This is a genomic window from Streptomyces sp. NPDC001634 (assembly GCF_040298185.1).
GTDB lineage: Bacteria > Actinomycetota > Actinomycetes > Streptomycetales > Streptomycetaceae > Streptomyces.
In genome coordinates, this window is sequence record NZ_JBEOZU010000011.1 from 13,845 (window position 1) to 32,060 (window position 18,216).

16 protein-coding genes are annotated in these 18,216 nt (G+C 72.2%); 11 read left to right on the forward strand and 5 right to left on the reverse strand.

All coding sequences use genetic code 11. The features are described 5' to 3' along the window. Window positions 1-163 precede the first annotated feature (163 nt). The 6 genes from ABT186_RS09495 to ABT186_RS09520 all read left to right on the forward strand — a co-directional run bounded on the left by ABT186_RS09495 (window position 164) and on the right by ABT186_RS09520 (window position 5,121). Window positions 164-1,033 (forward strand): helix-turn-helix domain-containing protein, encoded by an 870-nt coding sequence (locus tag ABT186_RS09495; protein WP_351924375.1) that lies wholly within the window; start codon window positions 164-166, stop codon window positions 1,031-1,033. A gap of 124 nt (window positions 1,034-1,157) precedes the next feature. Then, window positions 1,158-2,630 carry a 30S ribosomal protein S12 methylthiotransferase RimO gene (gene rimO / locus ABT186_RS09500; RefSeq protein WP_351232063.1) on the forward strand — a complete coding sequence of 491 codons (1,473 nt, stop codon included), beginning with the start codon at window positions 1,158-1,160 and terminating at the stop codon, window positions 2,628-2,630. Then, window positions 2,627-3,421, forward strand: coding sequence for a CDP-diacylglycerol--glycerol-3-phosphate 3-phosphatidyltransferase (pgsA, locus tag ABT186_RS09505; protein ID WP_351232061.1), 795 nt, complete (start codon window positions 2,627-2,629; stop codon window positions 3,419-3,421). Before rimO ends, pgsA begins: the two co-directional genes overlap by 4 nt. After that, window positions 3,418-3,963, forward strand: a complete 546-nt coding sequence (locus ABT186_RS09510) for a CinA family protein (RefSeq protein WP_351232059.1) — start codon at window positions 3,418-3,420, stop codon at window positions 3,961-3,963. Before pgsA ends, ABT186_RS09510 begins: the two co-directional genes overlap by 4 nt. A gap of 109 nt (window positions 3,964-4,072) precedes the next feature. Continuing rightward, complete coding sequence (locus ABT186_RS09515) at window positions 4,073-4,450, forward strand: helix-turn-helix domain-containing protein (RefSeq protein WP_028802355.1); 378 nt, start codon at window positions 4,073-4,075, stop codon at window positions 4,448-4,450. Window positions 4,451-4,650: 200 nt separating this feature from the next. After that, window positions 4,651-5,121 carry a Dps family protein gene (locus ABT186_RS09520; RefSeq protein WP_351232057.1) on the forward strand — a complete coding sequence of 157 codons (471 nt, stop codon included), beginning with the start codon at window positions 4,651-4,653 and terminating at the stop codon, window positions 5,119-5,121. Window positions 5,122-5,690: 569 nt separating this feature from the next. Here the strand turns inward: ABT186_RS09520 and ABT186_RS09530 are convergent. From ABT186_RS09530 to ABT186_RS09540, 3 genes are all read right to left on the reverse strand, one after another. Further along, window positions 5,691-6,452: an SDR family NAD(P)-dependent oxidoreductase gene (locus ABT186_RS09530; RefSeq protein WP_351924377.1), complete on the reverse strand. Its 762-nt coding sequence runs from the start codon at window positions 6,450-6,452 to the stop codon at window positions 5,691-5,693. 33 nt (window positions 6,453-6,485) lie between these two features. Further along, complete coding sequence (locus ABT186_RS09535; RefSeq protein WP_351924379.1) at window positions 6,486-7,328, reverse strand: Fpg/Nei family DNA glycosylase; 843 nt, start codon at window positions 7,326-7,328, stop codon at window positions 6,486-6,488. A 74-nt stretch (window positions 7,329-7,402) separates the two neighbouring features. Further along, a complete protein-coding gene (locus ABT186_RS09540) occupies window positions 7,403-12,418 on the reverse strand; it encodes an ATP-dependent helicase (protein ID WP_351924381.1) in 5,016 nt (1,671 codons plus the stop codon). 109 nt (window positions 12,419-12,527) lie between these two features. On the opposite strand from ABT186_RS09540, the gene ABT186_RS09545 reads away from it, so the two are divergent. From ABT186_RS09545 to ABT186_RS09555, 3 genes are read left to right on the forward strand one after another with little or no spacing between them, the layout of a single operon-like run. After that, a complete protein-coding gene (locus ABT186_RS09545) occupies window positions 12,528-13,508 on the forward strand; it encodes a helix-turn-helix domain-containing protein (protein WP_351924383.1) in 981 nt (326 codons plus the stop codon). Beyond that, the gene (locus tag ABT186_RS09550; protein WP_351924385.1) at window positions 13,421-14,257 is read left to right on the forward strand and encodes an AzlC family ABC transporter permease; all 837 of its coding nucleotides are present in this window, start codon (window positions 13,421-13,423) and stop codon (window positions 14,255-14,257) included. Before ABT186_RS09545 ends, ABT186_RS09550 begins: the two co-directional genes overlap by 88 nt. Further along, window positions 14,254-14,562, forward strand: coding sequence for an AzlD domain-containing protein (locus tag ABT186_RS09555; protein ID WP_351924387.1), 309 nt, complete (start codon window positions 14,254-14,256; stop codon window positions 14,560-14,562). Before ABT186_RS09550 ends, ABT186_RS09555 begins: the two co-directional genes overlap by 4 nt. Window positions 14,563-14,613: 51 nt before the next feature. Here ABT186_RS09555 and ABT186_RS09560 read toward each other — a convergent pair whose 3' ends face one another. Beyond that, the gene (locus ABT186_RS09560; protein ID WP_351924389.1) at window positions 14,614-15,558 is read right to left on the reverse strand and encodes a hypothetical protein; all 945 of its coding nucleotides are present in this window, start codon (window positions 15,556-15,558) and stop codon (window positions 14,614-14,616) included. Window positions 15,559-15,638: 80 nt separating this feature from the next. Here ABT186_RS09560 and ABT186_RS09565 point away from each other — a divergent pair, with 80 nt between their 5' ends. Together ABT186_RS09565 and ABT186_RS09570 are read left to right on the forward strand one after the other, a co-directional pair. Further along, the gene (locus ABT186_RS09565) at window positions 15,639-15,833 is read left to right on the forward strand and encodes a DUF3046 domain-containing protein (protein WP_351226673.1); all 195 of its coding nucleotides are present in this window, start codon (window positions 15,639-15,641) and stop codon (window positions 15,831-15,833) included. Window positions 15,834-15,892: 59 nt separating this feature from the next. Next, window positions 15,893-17,107 carry an AI-2E family transporter gene (locus ABT186_RS09570; RefSeq protein WP_351924391.1) on the forward strand — a complete coding sequence of 405 codons (1,215 nt, stop codon included), beginning with the start codon at window positions 15,893-15,895 and terminating at the stop codon, window positions 17,105-17,107. Window positions 17,108-17,165: 58 nt separating this feature from the next. Here ABT186_RS09570 and ABT186_RS09575 read toward each other — a convergent pair whose 3' ends face one another. Further along, entirely contained in the window at window positions 17,166-18,014 is an 849-nt protein-coding gene (locus ABT186_RS09575; protein ID WP_351226669.1) for a hypothetical protein, read from the reverse strand. Window positions 18,015-18,216: the final 202 nt, after the last annotated feature.

Consider the following 18,216-nt stretch of genomic DNA (forward strand, 5'->3'; position numbering starts at 1 on the left):
ACGTACGTCAAGTTGAGCAAGAGGACAGGTATATGTCCCACCATCAGGATGACCGGCCATTCTGATGGCGTACAAAGTCGTACCGCCGGGTTGTCCCATCCTTTCGTACCCCCCCTAGACTGAACCTCCAGCACAGGTGGCTAAACGCTCGAAAGGCGCCCCCGTGTCCATCGGCAACTCCTCTGACGGCAACTCCCCTGAGGACGCACGTCCATTCGAAGACGACCGTGAAGACGTCAGTGCGTCGGACCGCCCCTCGATCGGCCGCGCCCTGCAGCAGGCGCGCATCGCGGCCGGGCTGACCGTCGACGACGTCAGTAACGCCACCCGGGTGCGCAACGTCATCGTGCACGCGATCGAACAGGACAACTTCGCTCCCTGTGGCGGTGACGTCTACGCTCGAGGTCACATTCGCACGCTCGCGCGCGCCGTGCACCTCGACCCGGCCCCGCTGCTCGAGCAGTACGCCGCCGAGCACGGCGGACGGCCCGCCCCGACACCGGCTGCCCCGCTCTTCGAGGCGGAACGTATCCGCCCCGAGCGGCGCGGGCCGAACTGGACCGCGGCCATGGTCGCGGCGATCGTCGCGGTGATCGGCTTCGTCGGGTTCACCCTGCTCAAGGGGACCGACAGCGGGGAATCGGTGAAGACGCCGGTGGCCAAGGGCCCCACGGCGAGCGCCAGCAAGCCCGCGTCGCCCACGCCCCAGAGCAGCAAGCCCGCCGAGCAGAAGCCCGAGCCGTCCGACAGCGCCATCGCGGCCGCACCCCGGGACAAGGTGACGGTCCAGGTGAGCGCCGTCGACGGCCGCAGCTGGATCGCCGCCAAGGATCACAACGGCAGGACCCTCTTCGATGGGCTGCTCAAGAAGGGCGACTCACAGACCTTCCAGGACAAGGAGAAGATCGACCTGGTCCTCGGTGACGCGGGCGCCGTCCAGCTGTACGTCAACGGCAAGAAGATCCAGGACGACTTCCGGCCCGGCCAGGTCGAACGCCTGACCTACACGAAGGGCGACCCCGTCACCGGCTGACGGACGGCTGCGGAACCTGGGAGGCGCCCGAGCGGCACTCAAGGGGCAGGGAAACACGGGGTTGGCCAAGATCGGCCAACCCCGTCGACGTGGGCTGTCAGTGGGACGAAGTAGTCTTGAGCCCATGCCTGAACGCCGTACCGTCGCACTCGTCACCCTTGGCTGCGCCCGTAACGAGGTGGACTCGGAGGAGCTCGCAGGCCGTTTGGAGGCGGACGGCTGGCAGCTCGTGGAGGACGCCGCGGACGCGGATGTCGCCGTCGTGAACACGTGCGGCTTCGTCGAGGCCGCGAAGAAGGACTCCGTCGACGCCCTGCTCGAGGCCAACGACCTCAAGGACCACGGCAGAACGCAGGCGGTCGTGGCGGTGGGCTGCATGGCCGAGCGGTACGGCAAGGAGCTCGCCGAGGCCCTGCCGGAGGCCGACGGCGTGCTCGGCTTCGACGACTACGTGAACATCTCGGACCGCCTGCAGACCATCCTGAACGGCGGTATCCACGCCTCGCACACCCCGCGCGACCGGCGCAAGCTGCTGCCGATCAGCCCGGCGGAGCGGCAGGACACGGCCGCTTCGGTGGCGCTGCCCGGGCACGGTCCGTTGGATCTTCCGGAGGGTGTCGCGCCGGCCTCGGGCCCCCGTGCGCCCCTGCGCCGCCGTCTGGACGGCTCCGCGGTCGCCTCGGTGAAGCTCGCCTCCGGCTGCGACCGGCGCTGCTCCTTCTGCGCCATCCCGTCCTTCCGTGGCTCCTTCATCTCGCGCCGTCCGAGCGACGTGCTGAACGAGACGCGCTGGCTGGCCGAGCAGGGCGTGAAGGAGATCATGCTGGTCTCCGAGAACAACACCTCGTACGGCAAGGACCTGGGCGACATCCGCCTGCTGGAGTCCCTGCTGCCCGAGCTCGCCGAGGTGGACGGCATCGAGCGCGTCCGCGTCAGCTACCTCCAGCCGGCCGAGATGCGTCCCGGTCTCATCGACGTGCTGACCTCGACCCCCAAGGTCGCGCCCTACTTCGACCTGTCCTTCCAGCACTCAGCGCCCGGTGTGCTGCGCGCGATGCGGCGCTTCGGGGACACCGACCGGTTCCTGGAGCTGCTGGACACCATCCGGAGCAAGGCGCCGGAGGCCGGCGTGCGCTCCAACTTCATCGTGGGCTTCCCCGGCGAGACCGAGGCGGACCTGGCCGAGCTGGAGCGCTTCCTGAACGGTGCGCGGCTGGATGCGATCGGCGTCTTCGGCTACTCCGACGAGGAGGGCACCGAGGCCGCGACGTACGACAACAAGCTCGACGAGGACGTCGTCGCCGAGCGCCTGACCCATGTCTCACGGCTGGCCGAGGAGCTGGTGTCGCAGCGTGCCGAGGAGCGCGTCGGCGAGACCGTGCACGCGCTCGTGGAGTCGGTGGACGAGGAGGAGGGCGTGTACGGCCGCGCCGCGCACCAGGCGCCCGAGACGGACGGCCAGGTGCTGTTCACGGGGGGCACAGGTCTCCGCGTGGGCCGTATGGTCGAGGCGAAGGTGGTCGGTACGGAGGGTGTCGACCTGGTGGCCGAGCCGCTCGCGGGCTCGCTCGGGTGTCCTGAGGAGGCGGGCAGATGAGCGGAATCCCGGCATCCGCAGCGGGTGGGCCCCCCTCAGGAGCGCGGGGAGCGGCGGGCGCACACGGTGCCAAGACGGGCAAGGGCGCTCCTGGCGTCCCCGTCGCCAAAGCGGTCAAGGGCCCGGGCGCGCCCGGTGCCTCCGGCTCCCAGGACGGCGTACGGCCGGCCCGGGGCGGCAAGCTGACGGCCGCCGCGGTCAACCAGGCCAGTGTGTGGAATGTCGCCAATCTCCTGACGATGCTCCGCCTGCTCCTCGTGCCGGGCTTCGTCGCGCTCATGCTGGCGGGCGGCGGGTACGACCCGGCGTGGCGCTCGCTCGCCTGGGCAGCCTTCGCCATCGCCATGATCACCGATCTTTTCGACGGTCATCTGGCGCGCACGTACAACCTCGTCACCGACTTCGGGAAGATCGCCGACCCCATCGCCGACAAGGCGATCATGGGGGCGGCGTTGATCTGTCTGTCCTCGCTCGGCGATCTGCCGTGGTGGGTGACCATAGTGATCCTCGGCCGCGAGCTGGGCGTCACCCTGCTGCGCTTCCTGGTGATCCGCTATGGCGTGATCCCGGCGAGCCGGGGCGGCAAACTCAAGACGCTGACCCAGGGCGTGGCCGTGGGCATGTACGTCCTGGCGCTCACCGGGTGGCTGGCAACCCTGCGGTTCTGGGTGATGGCTGTGGCGATCGTTCTGACCGTCGTCACCGGACTCGACTATGTGAGACAGGCCATTGTGCTGCGCAGGCGCGGAATCGCCGAGCGCCGGGCCGCGGCCGAGGAGGCGGAAGGGTGAATTCCCTGGCCGCCGAAGTGCTGCGACTACTCACCGTGAGGGGCGAGACGCTCGCCGTCGCGGAATCGCTGACCGGTGGCCTGGTGGCCGCGGAGATCACCGCGGTGCCCGGGGCTTCCAAGGCCTTCCGTGGCTCCGTGACCGCGTACGCCACCGATGTGAAGCAGGACGTGCTCGGCGTCGACGGCACCCTGCTGGCCGAGCGCGGCGCGGTGGATCCGCAGGTCGCGGCCCAGATGGCGGCCGGCGTGCGCAAGGCGCTCGGCGCGGACTGGGGGCTCGCGACGACCGGAGTGGCCGGACCCGAGCCACAGGACGGGCAGCCGGTCGGCACGGTGTTCGTGGCCGTGGACGGGCCGTTCGAAGAGATTTCCGGCGAACTTGGTGGCGGGAAAGTGGCCTCGCTGCGGTTGAACGGCGACCGTGCGGAAATCCGTATGGAGAGTGTACGGAGCGTGCTCGCATTGCTTCTGGAGCAGCTTGCGGGCGAACAGACTGGGAATGAACGGGCACAGGATACGGAACAGAACGGGGGGACTTGATGTTTGCAGCCCTTAGTGAACACAACAGCGCTCCCCGCACGGCCGCGGCGCAAGGCGGTACGGTGGGGCGTGAAGGATGCGGTTTCGCGGTCCGAGGAGGGAGCCACCGATGATTCTGCTCCGTCGCCTACTGGGTGACGTGCTGCGTCGGCAGCGCCAGCGCCAGGGCCGTACTCTGCGCGAAGTCTCCTCGTCCGCCCGAGTTTCGCTCGGCTATCTCTCCGAGGTGGAGCGGGGGCAGAAGGAGGCGTCCTCCGAGCTGCTCTCCGCGATCTGCGACGCGCTGGACGTACGGATGTCCGAGCTCATGCGGGAAGTGAGCGACGAGCTCGCGCTCGCCGAGCTGGCACAGTCGGCTGCGGCCACCGAACCGGTGCCCGCACCGGTACGTCGCCCGATGCTCAACTCCGTGTCCGTCACCGGTGTCCCACCGGAACGGGTCACGATCAAGGCGCCCACCGAGGCAGTGGACGTGGTCGCCGCCTGACCCTCACGCGCGTGGGCGGGTGGGCGGTGAAAGGTGTGAGAGCCCCGGCCGGGGCTTCTCCGGGGAGACCCGGAGGGGCACGGCCGGGGCTCTTGTGCGTCCAGCACCGCCGGCCCGGGTCCCGTTTGCCGGGCCCGTGCGAGGCGGTCATCGTGGAAGGGCGGGGGCCGGGGTCGTACGAACGCTTGCGGAGGATGCCGATGTACGTCGTGAAGAGCCCCCTGTCCGACACGGACCTCAAGACCGTCTCCGGGGCGCTGCAGGGCGCCCTTGTCGACCTGGTGGACCTCGCCCTCGTGGCGAAGCAGATCCACTGGAACGTGATCGGGCCGCGCTTCCGCTCCATCCACCTCCAGCTCGACGAAGTCGTCGACACCGCGCGCCGCCACTCCGACACGGTGGCGGAACGGGCCTCGGCGCTGGGCGTCCCGCCGGACGGGCGCGCCGCCACGGTCGCCCAGGGCAGCGGCATCGGTTCCGTACCCCAGGGCTGGGTCAAGGACACGGACGCGGTGGGCACGCTCGTGTCGGCGCTGGGTGCCGTGATCGCGCGCATGCGTGAGCGGGTCGGGGCGACCGCCGAGCCGGATCCGGTGAGCCAGGACATCTTCATCGGCATCACCGCGGACCTGGAGAAGCACCACTGGATGTTCCAGGCGGAGAACGGGTGAGCGCGGGCGTCGCGGGGCGGCCCCGCGACCTCGTGGGTCCGGGTGCGGGGGCGGGGTGTGCGCGGGGTGCGCCGTGTTCGACGGATGCCCGGGGCATGCGCTGGGTCCGGTGCGCCTGTGTGCCGCTGGTGCGCCCTCCCTGGCCGTGACGGCCCCGTCTAGGGTCTGGTTCCTCGGGTTGGAGGTGACGGCCATGGCGAGGCGCACAGCGCGCTGGGGGGTTGCGCTGGCGCTGGGTGCGCTGTGGTGGTGGGGGGTGCTCCGACTCGTACTGGCACCCGACGCAGGGGTGCTGGAGGGGGCGGTCGCGACCGGGGGGTGGGGACTGAGCCTGCTGCCGGTGCATTGTGTGCCGAAGACCCGGGCCGTGGGGGCGGCCGGGTCGGACCAGTGGGCACGGTCCTGGGCCCGGTGGCGGGCCGCGAGGGGGCGCGGGAGGGGCGCGCAACCTGGGTGAGGGGTGGGCGAGGGGGAAGCGGGCGGGGCCGGCAGGACGGCGTCCGGGGGTGTTCAGGGGACTCCCGGGGGCGGCTCTTGGCCGGCCCGGCCGCGCGTGCCGCCCGAGGGTGTCACCAGGGCATCGCCACGCCGCCGTTCGGGCGGAGGATCTGGCCCGTGGTGAAGGACGCGGCGTCCGAGGCCAGGTGCAGTACCGCGTGGGCGATGTCCTCGGCTTCGCCGACCCGGCCCAGCGGTGACAGCCGGGCCATGAACGCTTCCGTCCGGGCCTGTGTCTCCCCATGGCGGTCGGTCATCGGTGTACGGGTCCAGCCGGGGGCCACCGCGTTGACCCGGATGCCGTGCCGCCCGACCTCGGTCGCCAGTGTCTTTGTGAGCTGCACCACGGCCGCCTTCGCCGCGCCGTAGCAGAGCAGTCCCGGACCGCCGGTGTCGACGGCGCTCGACGCCATCGTCACGATGCTGCCGCGCGTACCGTCCGCGATCATGCGGCGGGCCGCCTCCTGGCAGGCGTAGAGCACGCCCTTGAAGTTGACGGCCAGCACTCGGTCCAGATCCTCGTCCCGCGTCTCCAGGACGGGGCTGCTGTGCATGATCCCGGCGACCGCGGCCATCGTGTCGAGGCGCTCGCAGGACCCGACCGCCTGCTGGAGCTGCGCCCGGTCGGTGACATCGAGGTGGTGGGTGTGCGCGGTGCCGCCGCGGTCCTTGATCAGGGTCGCCGTCTCGTGCAGGCCGTGCGCGTCACGGTCCGCGCAGTGCACGGTGGCGCCGGCCTCCGCGAACAGCACGGCCGAGGCGCGGCCGATGCCGCTGGCGGCGCCGGTGACGAATGCGGTGCGTCCGCTGAGGTCGTACGCCGTGACGGGCATGACAGCGACGGTACGAGGAATTCTGACGGGTCGTCAATTAGTCGTGCGTGGGCGGCTGCTGCGGTGATCCGCCGTGCGTGGGGCGGGGGCCGGGCCCGACTGGCAGGACGGGCACCAGTAGGTGGGCCGCTCACGGGAGCCGTCGCCCTGGTCGGCCACCCGGACCGGAGTGCCGCAGCGCAGACAGGGGCGGGGCGCGCGGCCGTACACGAAGAGGTCCTGCTCGCGCCGTCCGGTGGTGCTGCGGACCGGGCGGTCGCGATTGGCCTCCAGGAGCCTCTTGGCGAGGAGGGGGAGGCGGGCGGTGTGCTCGGCCGGGAGGTCGCCGACGGGCAGCCACGGAGTCGCCCGGAGCAGGAAGCACAGCTCGCTCTTGTAGACATTGCCGATGCCGGCCAGGTTGCGCTGGTCCAGGAGGGCCTCGCCCAGGGGGCGGGCGGGATCCCGCAGCAGGTTCTCCAGCGCCTTGTCGGGGTCCCAGTCGGGGCCCAGGAGGTCGGGGCCGAGGTGGCCCACGGCGCGGTGCTCATCGGTGGTGCGGAGCAGTTCCAGTACCGGCAGACGGTAGCCGACGGCCGTGCGGTCGACGGTTCCGAGGATCGCCCGGATCTGGTGGGCGGGGCCGCCGCTCCAGCGCTGCCCCGCCGCATAGACCTTCCATGCGCCGTCCATCTTCAGATGGGAGTGCAGCGTGAGCCCGCCCTCGATCCGGGTGAGGAGGTGTTTGCCGCGCGGAGTGACGTCCAGGACGGTACGGCCGGTGAGGTCGGCCGTGGCGTACCGGGGCACCCGGAGGTCGGATCGGGTCAGCACCTTTCCCGCGAGCGCCCCGTGCAGACGCTTCGCGACTTGGTGGACGGTGTCGCCTTCGGGCATGGGTCAAGGGTGACACGTCGGGGCGTTGGCAGGGCGCCCCGCCCATCGGCTGCCCGTCGCTGTGATGCCGGAGCTCATGCCCTGATGCGCAGCCCTCTCGGGGTCGCGATGAAGCCCGCACCCTCAAGGAGGATGCCGAAGGGGGACGAGAGGGCGGAGGCTCCGTTGACGCGCTCGACCGTGACCGTGCCGAGGGAGCCCGCCCGTGCGGCCGCCCCGAGGGCCTCGGCGGCCGTCCGCAGCAGGGCGTCGTCCGTCGGCTTGGCCTCCGGGTCGGAGGGCCAGGCCAGCAGGGTCTTGCCGCCGCGCTCCATGTAGAGCGCCAGCTCGCCGTCGACCAACACCACCAGCGAGCCCGCCTTGCGTCCCGGCTTGTGCCCCGCACCGGTCGGCGGTTCGGGCCAGGGGAGCGCCGCGCCGTACGCGTTCGCCGGGTCGGCGGCCGCCAGGACCACCGTCCGGGCCGGGCCGGTGGACCGGGTGCGGTTCGGCGGGAGGCCCTGCCCCTGCCGTCCGTACGGGGAGCGGGAGCTTCCGGGTTCCACGGTGGAGAAGCCGGAGCCGGAACGCGGGCCTCCGAACCCAGGGCCGGACAGCGGATCCGGGACGGCCGGACCCATGTCGAAGGCGTCGGCGAAGTCGGCGCCGGACGGGTCTTCGAGGCCGTCCGGGCCGTCGAACGGTCCGTACCCGGTGCCGGCGCCGTCCGACGCGTCGAACGGCCCGTATCCGGTACCGGGACTCACGGCCGGGCCGAACTGGTCTGCGTGCCCTCCCGTGAAACCATTCGTGAAGCCGTTCCCGGCGCCGGGCCCCACTCCTGCGCCCGCTCCGGGCAGCGGCTCGCCCCGCTCGCGCGCGTTCGCCACCGCGCGCAACCGGTCCACCGCGCCGTCCATTGCGAACTGCGCCGCGCCCAGTCCCTCGACCACGTACCCGCGTCGTGCCTGACCGCTCTCCTCGAAGACGGACAGGATGCGATACGTGGCGGAGAAGCCGCCCTCCACGCCTTCCGCTGTCACCGCGCCCCGGGTCACCACGCCGTGCCGGTCCAGCAGCGTCCGGGCCAGGGCGTGGGCACGGACGGTGGGGTCGGCCTCACGGGCGGGGAGCAGCGACCAGCGGCCCGCGACGGTCGGCGGGCCGGTACGCGACTGGGGGCGGGCGGCGCCCGTCAGCGAGCCGTACCGCCCGCGCGGGACCGCGCGTTTGGAGCGGTGAGCCGTGGATCCGGCGGTGCGCCCCGAGCCGAGCAGCGACCGCATCGGCGCGAGCGTGTCGTTCGTGAGCCGACCCGACCAGGCCAGGTCCCAGACCGCGTCGGCCAGTTGGGGATCCGTGACGTCCGGATGCGTCGTGGCGCGCACCTGATCCGCGATCTGGCGGAAGAACAGGCCGTAGCCGCCCGAGAGGGCGTCCTGGACCGACTGGTGAAGGGCGGTCAGCTCCAAGGGGTGCGGGGCGGGCAGGAGCAGGGGGGCCGCATCCGCCAGATACAGCGAGACCCAGCCGTCCTTACCGGGCAGAGCGCCCGCGCCCGCCCACACCACCTCACCGGCGGCCGTGAGTTCGTCCAGCATCGCGGGCGTGTAGTTCGCGACACGGGACGGCAGGACCAGCTTCTCCAAGGCGGACGCGGGCACCGAAGCGCCCTGCAACTGCTCGATGGCGCGCACCAGTCCGTCGATGCCCCGCAGCCCGTGCCCGCTGCCGACGTGCTGCCACTGCGGGAGGAACTGCGCCAGCGCGGCCGGAGGCACCGGCTCCAGCTCGTGCCGCAGCGCCGCCAGCGAACGGCGCCGCAGTCTGCGCAGCACCGCCGCGTCGCACCACTCCTGGCCGATGCCCGCCGGATGGAACTCCCCCTGGACGATGCGTCCGGACGCCGCGAGCCGCTGAAGCGCGCCCTCGGTGACGGCCACGCCGAGTCCGAAGCGCGCGGCCGCGGTCGCCGAGGTGAACGGGCCGTGCGTGCGCGCGTACCGCGCGAGGAGGTCGCCGAGCGGGTCCTTGACCGGCTCGGTGAAGGCCTCGGGGACGCCCACCGGGAGCGCCGTGCCGAGGGCGTCGCGCAGCCGGCCCGCGTCCTCGACCGCCGCCCAGTGGTCGGCGCCCGCGATACGGACCTTGATGGCGCGGCGGGCGGCGGCCAGCTCCTGGGCCCAGTGCGGCTCGGCCCCCCGCTCCACCAGCTCGGCATCGGTGAGCGGACCCAGCAGCCGCAGCACGTCCGCGACTCCCTCGATGTCCTTGACCCGCCGGTCCTCGGTGAGCCACTGCAGTTCGCGCTCCAGTTCCGTGAGGACCTCGGCGTCGAGCAGCTCGCGCAGCTCCGCCTGGCCCAACAGCTCGGCCAGCAGCCGGGAGTCCAGCGACAGCGCGGCCGCGCGCCGCTCTGCCAGCGGTGAGTCTCCCTCGTAGAGGAACTGTGCGACGTACCCGAACAGCAGCGAGCGGGCGAAGGGGGACGGCTCCGGGGTGGTGACCTCGACGAGCCGCACCTTGCGGGACTCGAGATCCCCCATCAGCTCGACCAGCCCCGGGACGTCGAAGACGTCCTGCAGGCATTCGCGGACCGCCTCCAGGACGATGGGGAACGAGCCGAACTCGCTCGCCACCTGGAGCAGTTGGGCCGCACGCTGGCGCTGCTGCCACAGCGGGGTGCGCCTGCCGGGGTTGCGGCGCGGCAGCAGCAGCGCACGGGCGGCGCACTCGCGGAAGCGAGAGGCGAACAGCGCCGAGCCGCCCACCTGGTCGGTGACGATCTGGTCGACCTCGCCCTTGTCGAAGGCGACGTCCGCGGCGCCGACGGGCGCCTGCTCGGCGTCGTACTCCGTGCCTGCCTTCATCGGCTCCTGGTCGAGCAGGTCCAGGCCCATCAGATCGGCGTCGGGCAGGCGCAGCACGATGCCGTCGTCGGCGTGCATCACCTGGGCGTCCATGCCGTACCGCTCGGCCAGCCGGGCGCCCAGCGCTAGCGCCCACGGGGCGTGGACCTGGGCGCCGAAGGGGGAGTGCACCACGACCCGCCAGTCGCCCAGCTCGTCGCGGAACCGCTCGACGACGATCGTGCGGTCGTCCGGGACATGGCCGCAGGCCTCCCGCTGTTCGTCCAGATACGACAGGACGTTGTCCGCGGCCCGGGCGTCGAGCCCCGCGGCCAGCAGCCGCAGCCGCGCGTCCTCCTTGGGCAGCGAGCCCACCTCGCGCAGGAACGCGCCCACCGCACGGCCCAGTTCGAGGGGCCGGCCCAACTGGTCGCCCTTCCAGAAGGGGAGCCGGCCGGGGACGCCGGGCGCGGGGGAGACCAGGACACGGTCGCGGGTGATGTCCTCGATCCGCCAGGAGCTGGTGCCCAGCGTGAACACGTCCCCGACCCGGGACTCGTACACCATCTCCTCGTCCAGCTCGCCGACCCGGCCGCCGCCCTTCTTGGGGTCGGCCCCGGCGAGGAAGACCCCGAAGAGCCCGCGGTCCGGAATCGTGCCCCCGGAGGTGACGGCGAGCCGCTGGGCGCCGGGGCGGCCGGTGATCGTGCCCGCGACCCGGTCCCACACCACGCGCGGGCGCAGTTCCGCGAAGGCGTCGGAGGGATAGCGGCCCGCGAGCATGTCCAGCACGGCCGTGAACGCCGACTCGGGGAGCGAGGCGAAGGGGGCCGCCCGGCGGACCGCGGCGAGGAGGTCGTCGAACTGCCAGGTGTCGAGCGCCGTCATGGCCACGAGCTGCTGCGCGAGCACGTCCAGCGGGTTCGCCGGAACCTTCAGGGACTCGATGGAGCCGGTACGCATCCGCTCGGTGACCACGGCCGCCTGGACGAGGTCGCCTCGGTACTTGGGGAAGACAACGCCCGTGGAGACCGCGCCGACCTGGTGTCCCGCGCGGCCCACGCGTTGCAGCCCGGAGGCGACGGACGGCGGCGACTCGACCTGGACGACCAGGTCCACCGCGCCCATGTCGATGCCCAGCTCGAGGCTGGAGGTGGCCACCACCGCGGGCAGCCGACCGGCCTTCAGGTCCTCCTCGACGAGGGCGCGCTGCTCCTTGGAGACCGAGCCGTGGTGGGCGCGGGCGAGCACCGGGGGAGCCCCCTGGGCCGCGCCCGAGCCGCCCATCAGCTCGGCGGGAGCGTGGTGCTCCTCCAGCGTCTCGCCGGTCGCCCTCTCGTACGCGATCTCGTTGAGCCGGTTGCACAGCCGCTCCGCCAGCCGACGGGAGTTGGCGAACACGATCGTGGAGCGGTGGGCCTGGACCAGATCGGCGATCCGCTCCTCGACGTGCGGCCAGATGGACGGACGCTCCGCGCCCTCGTTCCCGTCGGCGACCGGGGAGCCGCCCAGCTCGCCGAGGTCCTCGACGGGGACGACGACGGAGAGGTCGAACTCCTTTCCGGACTTCGGCTGGACGATCTCCACCTTGCGGCGCGGCGAGAGGAATCGGGCGACCTCGTCCACCGGACGCACGGTGGCGGACAGGCCGATGCGGCGCGCGGGCTTGGGCAGCAGTTCGTCGAGCCGCTCGAGGGACAACGCCAGATGTGCGCCCCGCTTGGTGCCCGCCACCGCGTGCACCTCGTCCAGGATCACCGTCTCCACGCCTGTCAGCGCGTCACGCGTGGCCGACGTCAGCATCAGGAACAGTGACTCCGGGGTGGTGATCAGGATGTCCGGCGGGCGCGTGGCCAGAGCTCGGCGCTCGGCGGCGGGGGTGTCGCCGGAGCGGATGCCCACCTTCACCTCCGGCTCGGGCAGGCCGAGGCGCACCGACTCCTGGCGGATGCCCGTGAGCGGGCTGCGCAGATTCCGCTCCACGTCGACCGCGAGGGCCTTCAGCGGGGACACGTACAGCACCCGGCAGCGCTTCCTGGAGTCGGCGGGCGGCGGGGTGGATGCCAGCTGATCGAGCGCGGCGAGGAACGCGGCCAGCGTCTTGCCGGAGCCGGTCGGGGCGACCACCAGCACGTCCGAGCCCTCGCGGATGGCGCGCCACGCTCCGGCCTGGGCCGCGGTGGGCGCGGAGAACGCCCCCGTGAACCAGCCGCGGGTCGCGGGGGAGAAGCCGTCGAGGGCTCGGTGTGCGGAGCTGACCATGCGTCCATCCTGCACCCGCCCACTGACAATGCTTTTGACCTGCGCAAACGCGCGGCGACGGCGCGGTGGGCGCGGCACGGGCCGCTCGGCCGTGCCGCAGAATGGGCTCATGGCAGGTTCCGGGGAGCGGGCGCGGCACTGGCGGTACGAGGAACTGCCCGGCGTCGACCTGTTGCGGGCCCACTACATACGCAAGACCTTTCTGCGCCACACCCACGAACACTTCGTGATCGCGGCCGTCGCCGACGGCGTCGACGTCTTCCATCACGGCGGCGCCGACCAGTACGCGGGCCCGGGCGCCCTGGCACTGGTCAACCCCGACACCCCGCACACGGGCCGGGCCGGTGGACCCGAGGGGTTCCGCTACGGGGCCGTCTACCCGTCGCCGCAGCTGGTGTCCGAGATCGCCGCCGAGACCACGGCCATCCGCGGCACCCCCGGCTTCACGAGCCCGGTGCTCGAGGACGCGTACGCCGTCGGCCTGGTCCACGAGGTGCTCCGGGCCGCGGACGAGGGCAACGCGCTCGCCGCCGACACCCTGCTGCGGGTCGCCGTGACCCGGCTGCTCCGGCTCAACGGCGGGCCGATGCCGCAGCGGGCCGTGCGCGCGGCGGGCGCCCGTGCCGCCGCACGCGCGCGTGCCGTTCTGGAGGAGCGGATGGCCGAGCCCCCGACCCTGGAACGGCTCGCGGCCGACCTCGGCACGAGCCCCTTCGCGCTGCTGCGCGCCTTCCGCGACACCTACGGGATGCCGCCGCACGCCTGGCTGACCGACGCCCGCGTCCGCCGGGCCCGGCACCTCCTGGACGCCGGTACCGCACCCGCTCAGGCTGCCGTCGCGGTCGGCTTCACCGACCAGCCGCACCTCAACCGCCACTTCACCCGCATCGTGGGCGTCCCTCCGGGGGCCTACCAGCGCGAGCGCCGGAGCGACGGCGGGCGCACCCCGGGGCGCAAGAACGTACAAGACCCGCAAGGGCGGCTGCTCCTACCGTCCGGGGTGTGGCAGAACAGACCGCTCTCGCAGACATACACAGGGAAGACGACGGAAAGCCGGACGCCGCCGTCGTCCGGGACGCCCTCGGAGTAGGGGTCGCCGTAGGGCTGTCCGGCTTCGCCTTCGGGGTGACCTCGGCCGGCAGCGGGCTCACGCTCCTGCAGACCTGTGCGCTCAGCCTCCTGGTGTTCACGGGTGCTTCGCAGTTCGCCCTCGTGGGTGCTCTTGCGGCCGGGGGCAACCCGTTCACGGCGGCCGCGGGTGCTTTCTTCCTCGGCGTGCGGAACGCGTTCTACGGGCTGCGTCTGTCGCAGTTGCTGGCCCTCCCGCGCGCGGTGCGGCCGCTGGCCGCCCAGTGGGTGATCGACGAGACCACCGCTGTCGCCCTCGCCCAGCCGACCCGGCGCAGCATCCGCATCGGCTTCACCGTCACCGGGCTCTCCCTCTACGTGCTGTGGAACCTGACGACGCTGCTGGGGGCCGTCGGCGCGCAGGCGATCGGCGACACCGACGCGTGGGGGCTGGACGCCGCCGGGCCCGCGGTCTTCCTGGCGTTGCTCGCGCCGATGCTGAAGACCACCACGGAGCGTGCGGTGGCGGGCGCCGCCGTGGTGCTGGGGCTGGGCCTGCTGCCGGTCCTGCCCGCCGGCGTACCGGTTCTGGTGGCGGCACTGGCGGCCCCGGTCGTCCTCTGTGCGGAGGGGCGCCGCCGCAGCATGGGCGGGACCCGGCGGACGACCACCGACGCCGCGCAGGGAGACGACGTCCACAGTAAGGACCTACCAAAGGACGTGCCGGAAAAGCACGTACCGGAGAAGGACGCACTGGGGGAGGACCGTTGAACGTCTGGATCGCGATCGGGGTGACCGCCGTCGGCTGTTACGCCGTCAAGCTCATCGGCCTGCTGGTGCCCGCGGGGATCCTGGAGCGGCCGCTCGTCCAGCGGCTCGCGGCCCTGGTGCCCGTGGCTCTCCTGGCCGCCCTCACGGCCCAGCAGACCTTCGCCGACGGCCGCGCCCTGGTCCTGGACGCCAGGGCCGCGGGACTCGCCGCGGCCGCGGTCGCCCTGCTCCTGCGCGCCCCCTTCCTGCTCGTCGTCGCCGCGGCCGTCATGGTGTCGGCCGCGGCGCGGGCGATGACGGGCTGAGGGGCCTGCCGGACCGCACACCAGGAGCCCGCACCAGAGCCGCGCCCTCTGTCAGCCGATGGCCCGGCCGTACGCCCGCAGGGTGAGCAGCGCCTCGATGGTCACCATCGGGCGGCACTCCAGGGCGGTGCCCGGAGCCCACTGGCACCACCGGATCGGCCAGCCGCCGTCCTCCTGCTGCTCGGCCGCAAGGAAGTCCAGGGTGCGTGCCATCTCCTCGTCGGTGAACCACGCGCGCGCGAGGGAGTCCGGGGCGCGCGCGAAGTCGTACGGGAAGTGGTGCTCGCCCGGCGCGTACCCGGCGGCCACCGGATACGCCTCGAGGCGCTCCGGATCGAGGACCGCGAGCCGTTGTTCGCGCACCAGGCGGCCCAGGCGGTCGGCGGCCGCCTCCGCGCGCCGGCGGTCGGGCGCCGAGTCCAGGAACGCCACAGCGGCCTCCACCTCGTAGGGATGCGAGTTCTCCAGGGACTCGACCGCCTGCCAGCAGAAGTCGGTGGCCCGGAACAGCCATGCGTGCCACACCTCGTTGCGGTGCAGCAGACCCACCACCGGCCCGGTGGTGAGGAGGTCGCTCGGCGGGTTGTCGACGATCGGCACGAAGGGAGCCGCCGGATAGCCCCGCTGGCTGGGATGGATCGCCGGAAGGGCGCCGTCCGGCGTCGACACGGAGGTCAGATAGCGGCACACGCGCTCCACCCGCTGCCCGCCGCAGCGCCCGATCGAGTCCAGGACCCGCAGCGCGTGAGCGGTGTGCAGGGGCTGGCTGACGGGCCCGCGCAGATCGGGTTCGAGGGCGTGACCGTAGCCGTCGTCCTCGTTGAGGTAGGCGGCCAGCGCGGTCTCCACCGGGTCGGCGCCGCCGCCCAGGAAGTGGTACGCGAAACGGCGCTGCTCCAGCACGCGCGCGGTGAGCCACACGAAGTGCTCGGCGCGGGAGAGCGGGGAGGGCGCCGCGGGCGCAGAGGGGAGTGGGGATTCTCCGGAATCGGCCATGGATCAGACCGTAGGACGGAAAGCGTTCTCGACAAGCGGTCCCGGCCAGGGCCCACTCTCAGGGGCGTGATACTGGAGTCATGCGGTTGACGGTCTTCTGGCAGCGGATGGCGGATCACTTCGGTGAGGGGTACGCCGACACCTTCGCGCGCGATCATGTGATGTCGGAGCTCGGCGGGCGTACCGTGCACCAGGCGCTGGACGCCGGCTGGGAGGCCAAGGACGTGTGGCGCGCGGTGTGCACGGCCGTGAACGTTCCGGACGACAAGCGCTGAACGATCACGAAGATCCACAGGCCTCCCCGAATGGCGGCGGCGTCGGTGAGACTTGCTCCGTGGCCCCGACAGACGAGACCGCGCAGGTCGCCCAGCATGAATCGCCGCTCGGTACGGCACAGCCCGACCGCCCCCCGGCGGACGACGGCGCCGTGCCGGGCGCCCGTATGCCGCGCTGGCTGCCGTGCGCAATGGTGCTGGCGCTCTCCCTCGTCGCCGTGTTCCAGCTCGGCAGTTGGGCGTTCCACCAGGTCACAGGCCTGTTGATCAACATACTCATCGCGTTCTTCCTGGCGCTCGCCATCGAGCCCGCGGTGAGCTGGATGGCCGCTCACGGCATGCGCCGGGGCCTGGCCACCTTCCTGGTCTTCCTCGGTCTGATGATCGCCGTGGCCGGGTTCGTCACGTTGCTCGGCTCGATGCTGGCGGGCCAGATCATCAAGATGATCGAGGGTTTCCCGGGCTACCTGGACTCCGTCATCAACTGGATCAACTCGACGTTCCACACCGATCTCAGACGCGTGGACGTACAGGACAGTCTGGTCCACTCCGACTGGCTCAGGAAGTATGTCCAGAACAGCGCCACCGGCGTGCTGGACGTCTCCGCGCAGGTCCTGGGCGGCCTCTTCCGGCTGCTGACGATCGCGCTGTTCTCGTTCTACTTCGCCGCCGACGGGCCGCGGCTGCGCCGTGCGCTGTGCTCCGTACTGCCGCCCGCCCGGCAGGCCGAGGTACTGCGCGCCTGGGAGATCGCCGTCGACAAGACCGGCGGCTACCTCTACTCGCGCGGCCTGATGGCACTGATCTCCGGTATAGCGCACTACGTCCTGCTGGCGGCGCTCGGCATTCCGTACGCGCCCGTGCTCGCCGTCTGGGTCGGCCTGGTCTCGCAGTTCATCCCCACCATCGGCACCTATCTCGCGGGCGCCCTGCCGATGCTGATCGCCTTCACCGTGGCCCCCTGGTACGCGCTGTGGGTGCTGGTCTTCGTCGTGGTCTACCAGCAGTTCGAGAACTACATGCTGCAGCCCAAACTGACCGCGCGGTCCGTGGACATCCACCCGGCGGTCGCCTTCGGGTCGGTCATCGCGGGCACCGCGCTTCTCGGCGCGGTCGGCGCACTGATCGCCATCCCCGCGGTCGCCACGCTGCAGGCTTTCCTGGGGGCGTACGTGAAGCGGTACGACGTCATGGACGACCCCCGGGTCCACGGGCACCGCATACGCGGCGCGGGCAGCCTCACCGCGCGCGTGCGGCGGCTGTTTCCTCGGTGAGGACGGTTCCTGGTACTTGTCGGCTGCCTGGCACTCACCGGCTTCTGGTTCCTGGAACTCACCAGGTGAGCGCAGCCCAGGCGCCCGCGCCGAGCACGGCGGCCGTGTAGCCGCCGACCGCCGCGTACATGATCCGCTGTTTCCTGGCGTCGCTCCAGGACGTGCGCGACAGCAGCCAGGCCAGCGCGGGCAGCACCAGCACCGCGTGCAGGCTCACCCCGTGCAGCGGCTTGAGCGGTGCCGTGGAGTGGTAGGCCGCCTGCTGATGCCCGGTGCGCGACAGCACGACCCCGCGCGCGATCATCGCGGCTCCCGAGAGCAGCGCGACGATCATGATCGCGAACCCGGAGCGCAGCGCGAGCGCCATTCCCAGCGGTCCGTCGGGCCGGTGCCGGAATGCGGCGGCGGCGAACGCCGAGAGCACGACGACCAGGACGCCGCCGCCCACCGCGAGCGTCATCGCGACCACGGTGTCGAACGGCGTCTCGGTGTTGAGGTGCGAGGGTACGTGCCGCCAGGCCTGCAGGGTGATCCCGGCGACCTCCACGACGCAGTCGGCGGCGAACACGACGAGCAGGACTGTGCGCGGCCGCGCACCGATGCGCAGGTACGACGTCACCCAGGTGACCGCGATGAGTGTCAGCCCGAAGGAGAGCCCGAACGTGACGGGCTTGCGCCAGGAGACGGGACCGTCCCAGGGGCCGCCGTCGACGGCGAACACCAGCAGGTGCGCCAGGCCGGACAGCACGAGGACGGCTCCGGTCGCGTAACACAGGCGCTCGGAGGGGCGGGCGGCGTGCCACGGCCACGGGACGGTCGTCCGGCTCCCGGGGTGCGGGGCGGTGGCGGTGCCTGCCGATCGCGCCGAGGCGGTGACGGCAGGGGTACGGATTCCACGGCGGTCCATGGGGACAGCCTCGGCGCGACGGGCCGAGCGGTCGTCGTACGACCGGAGGCTCCTGGCCTACGCCCCGGGAAGTAGGGGCGGTGCGGCCGGGAACCGGCGTTGTCGGTCCGCGAACGTAGTCTCGGAGGCGCCACCTGGTGCGCTTGACACGAAAATCGAACATCCATTCTTATGGAGGCTCCGGCGAGGCTCTCGACGGGGA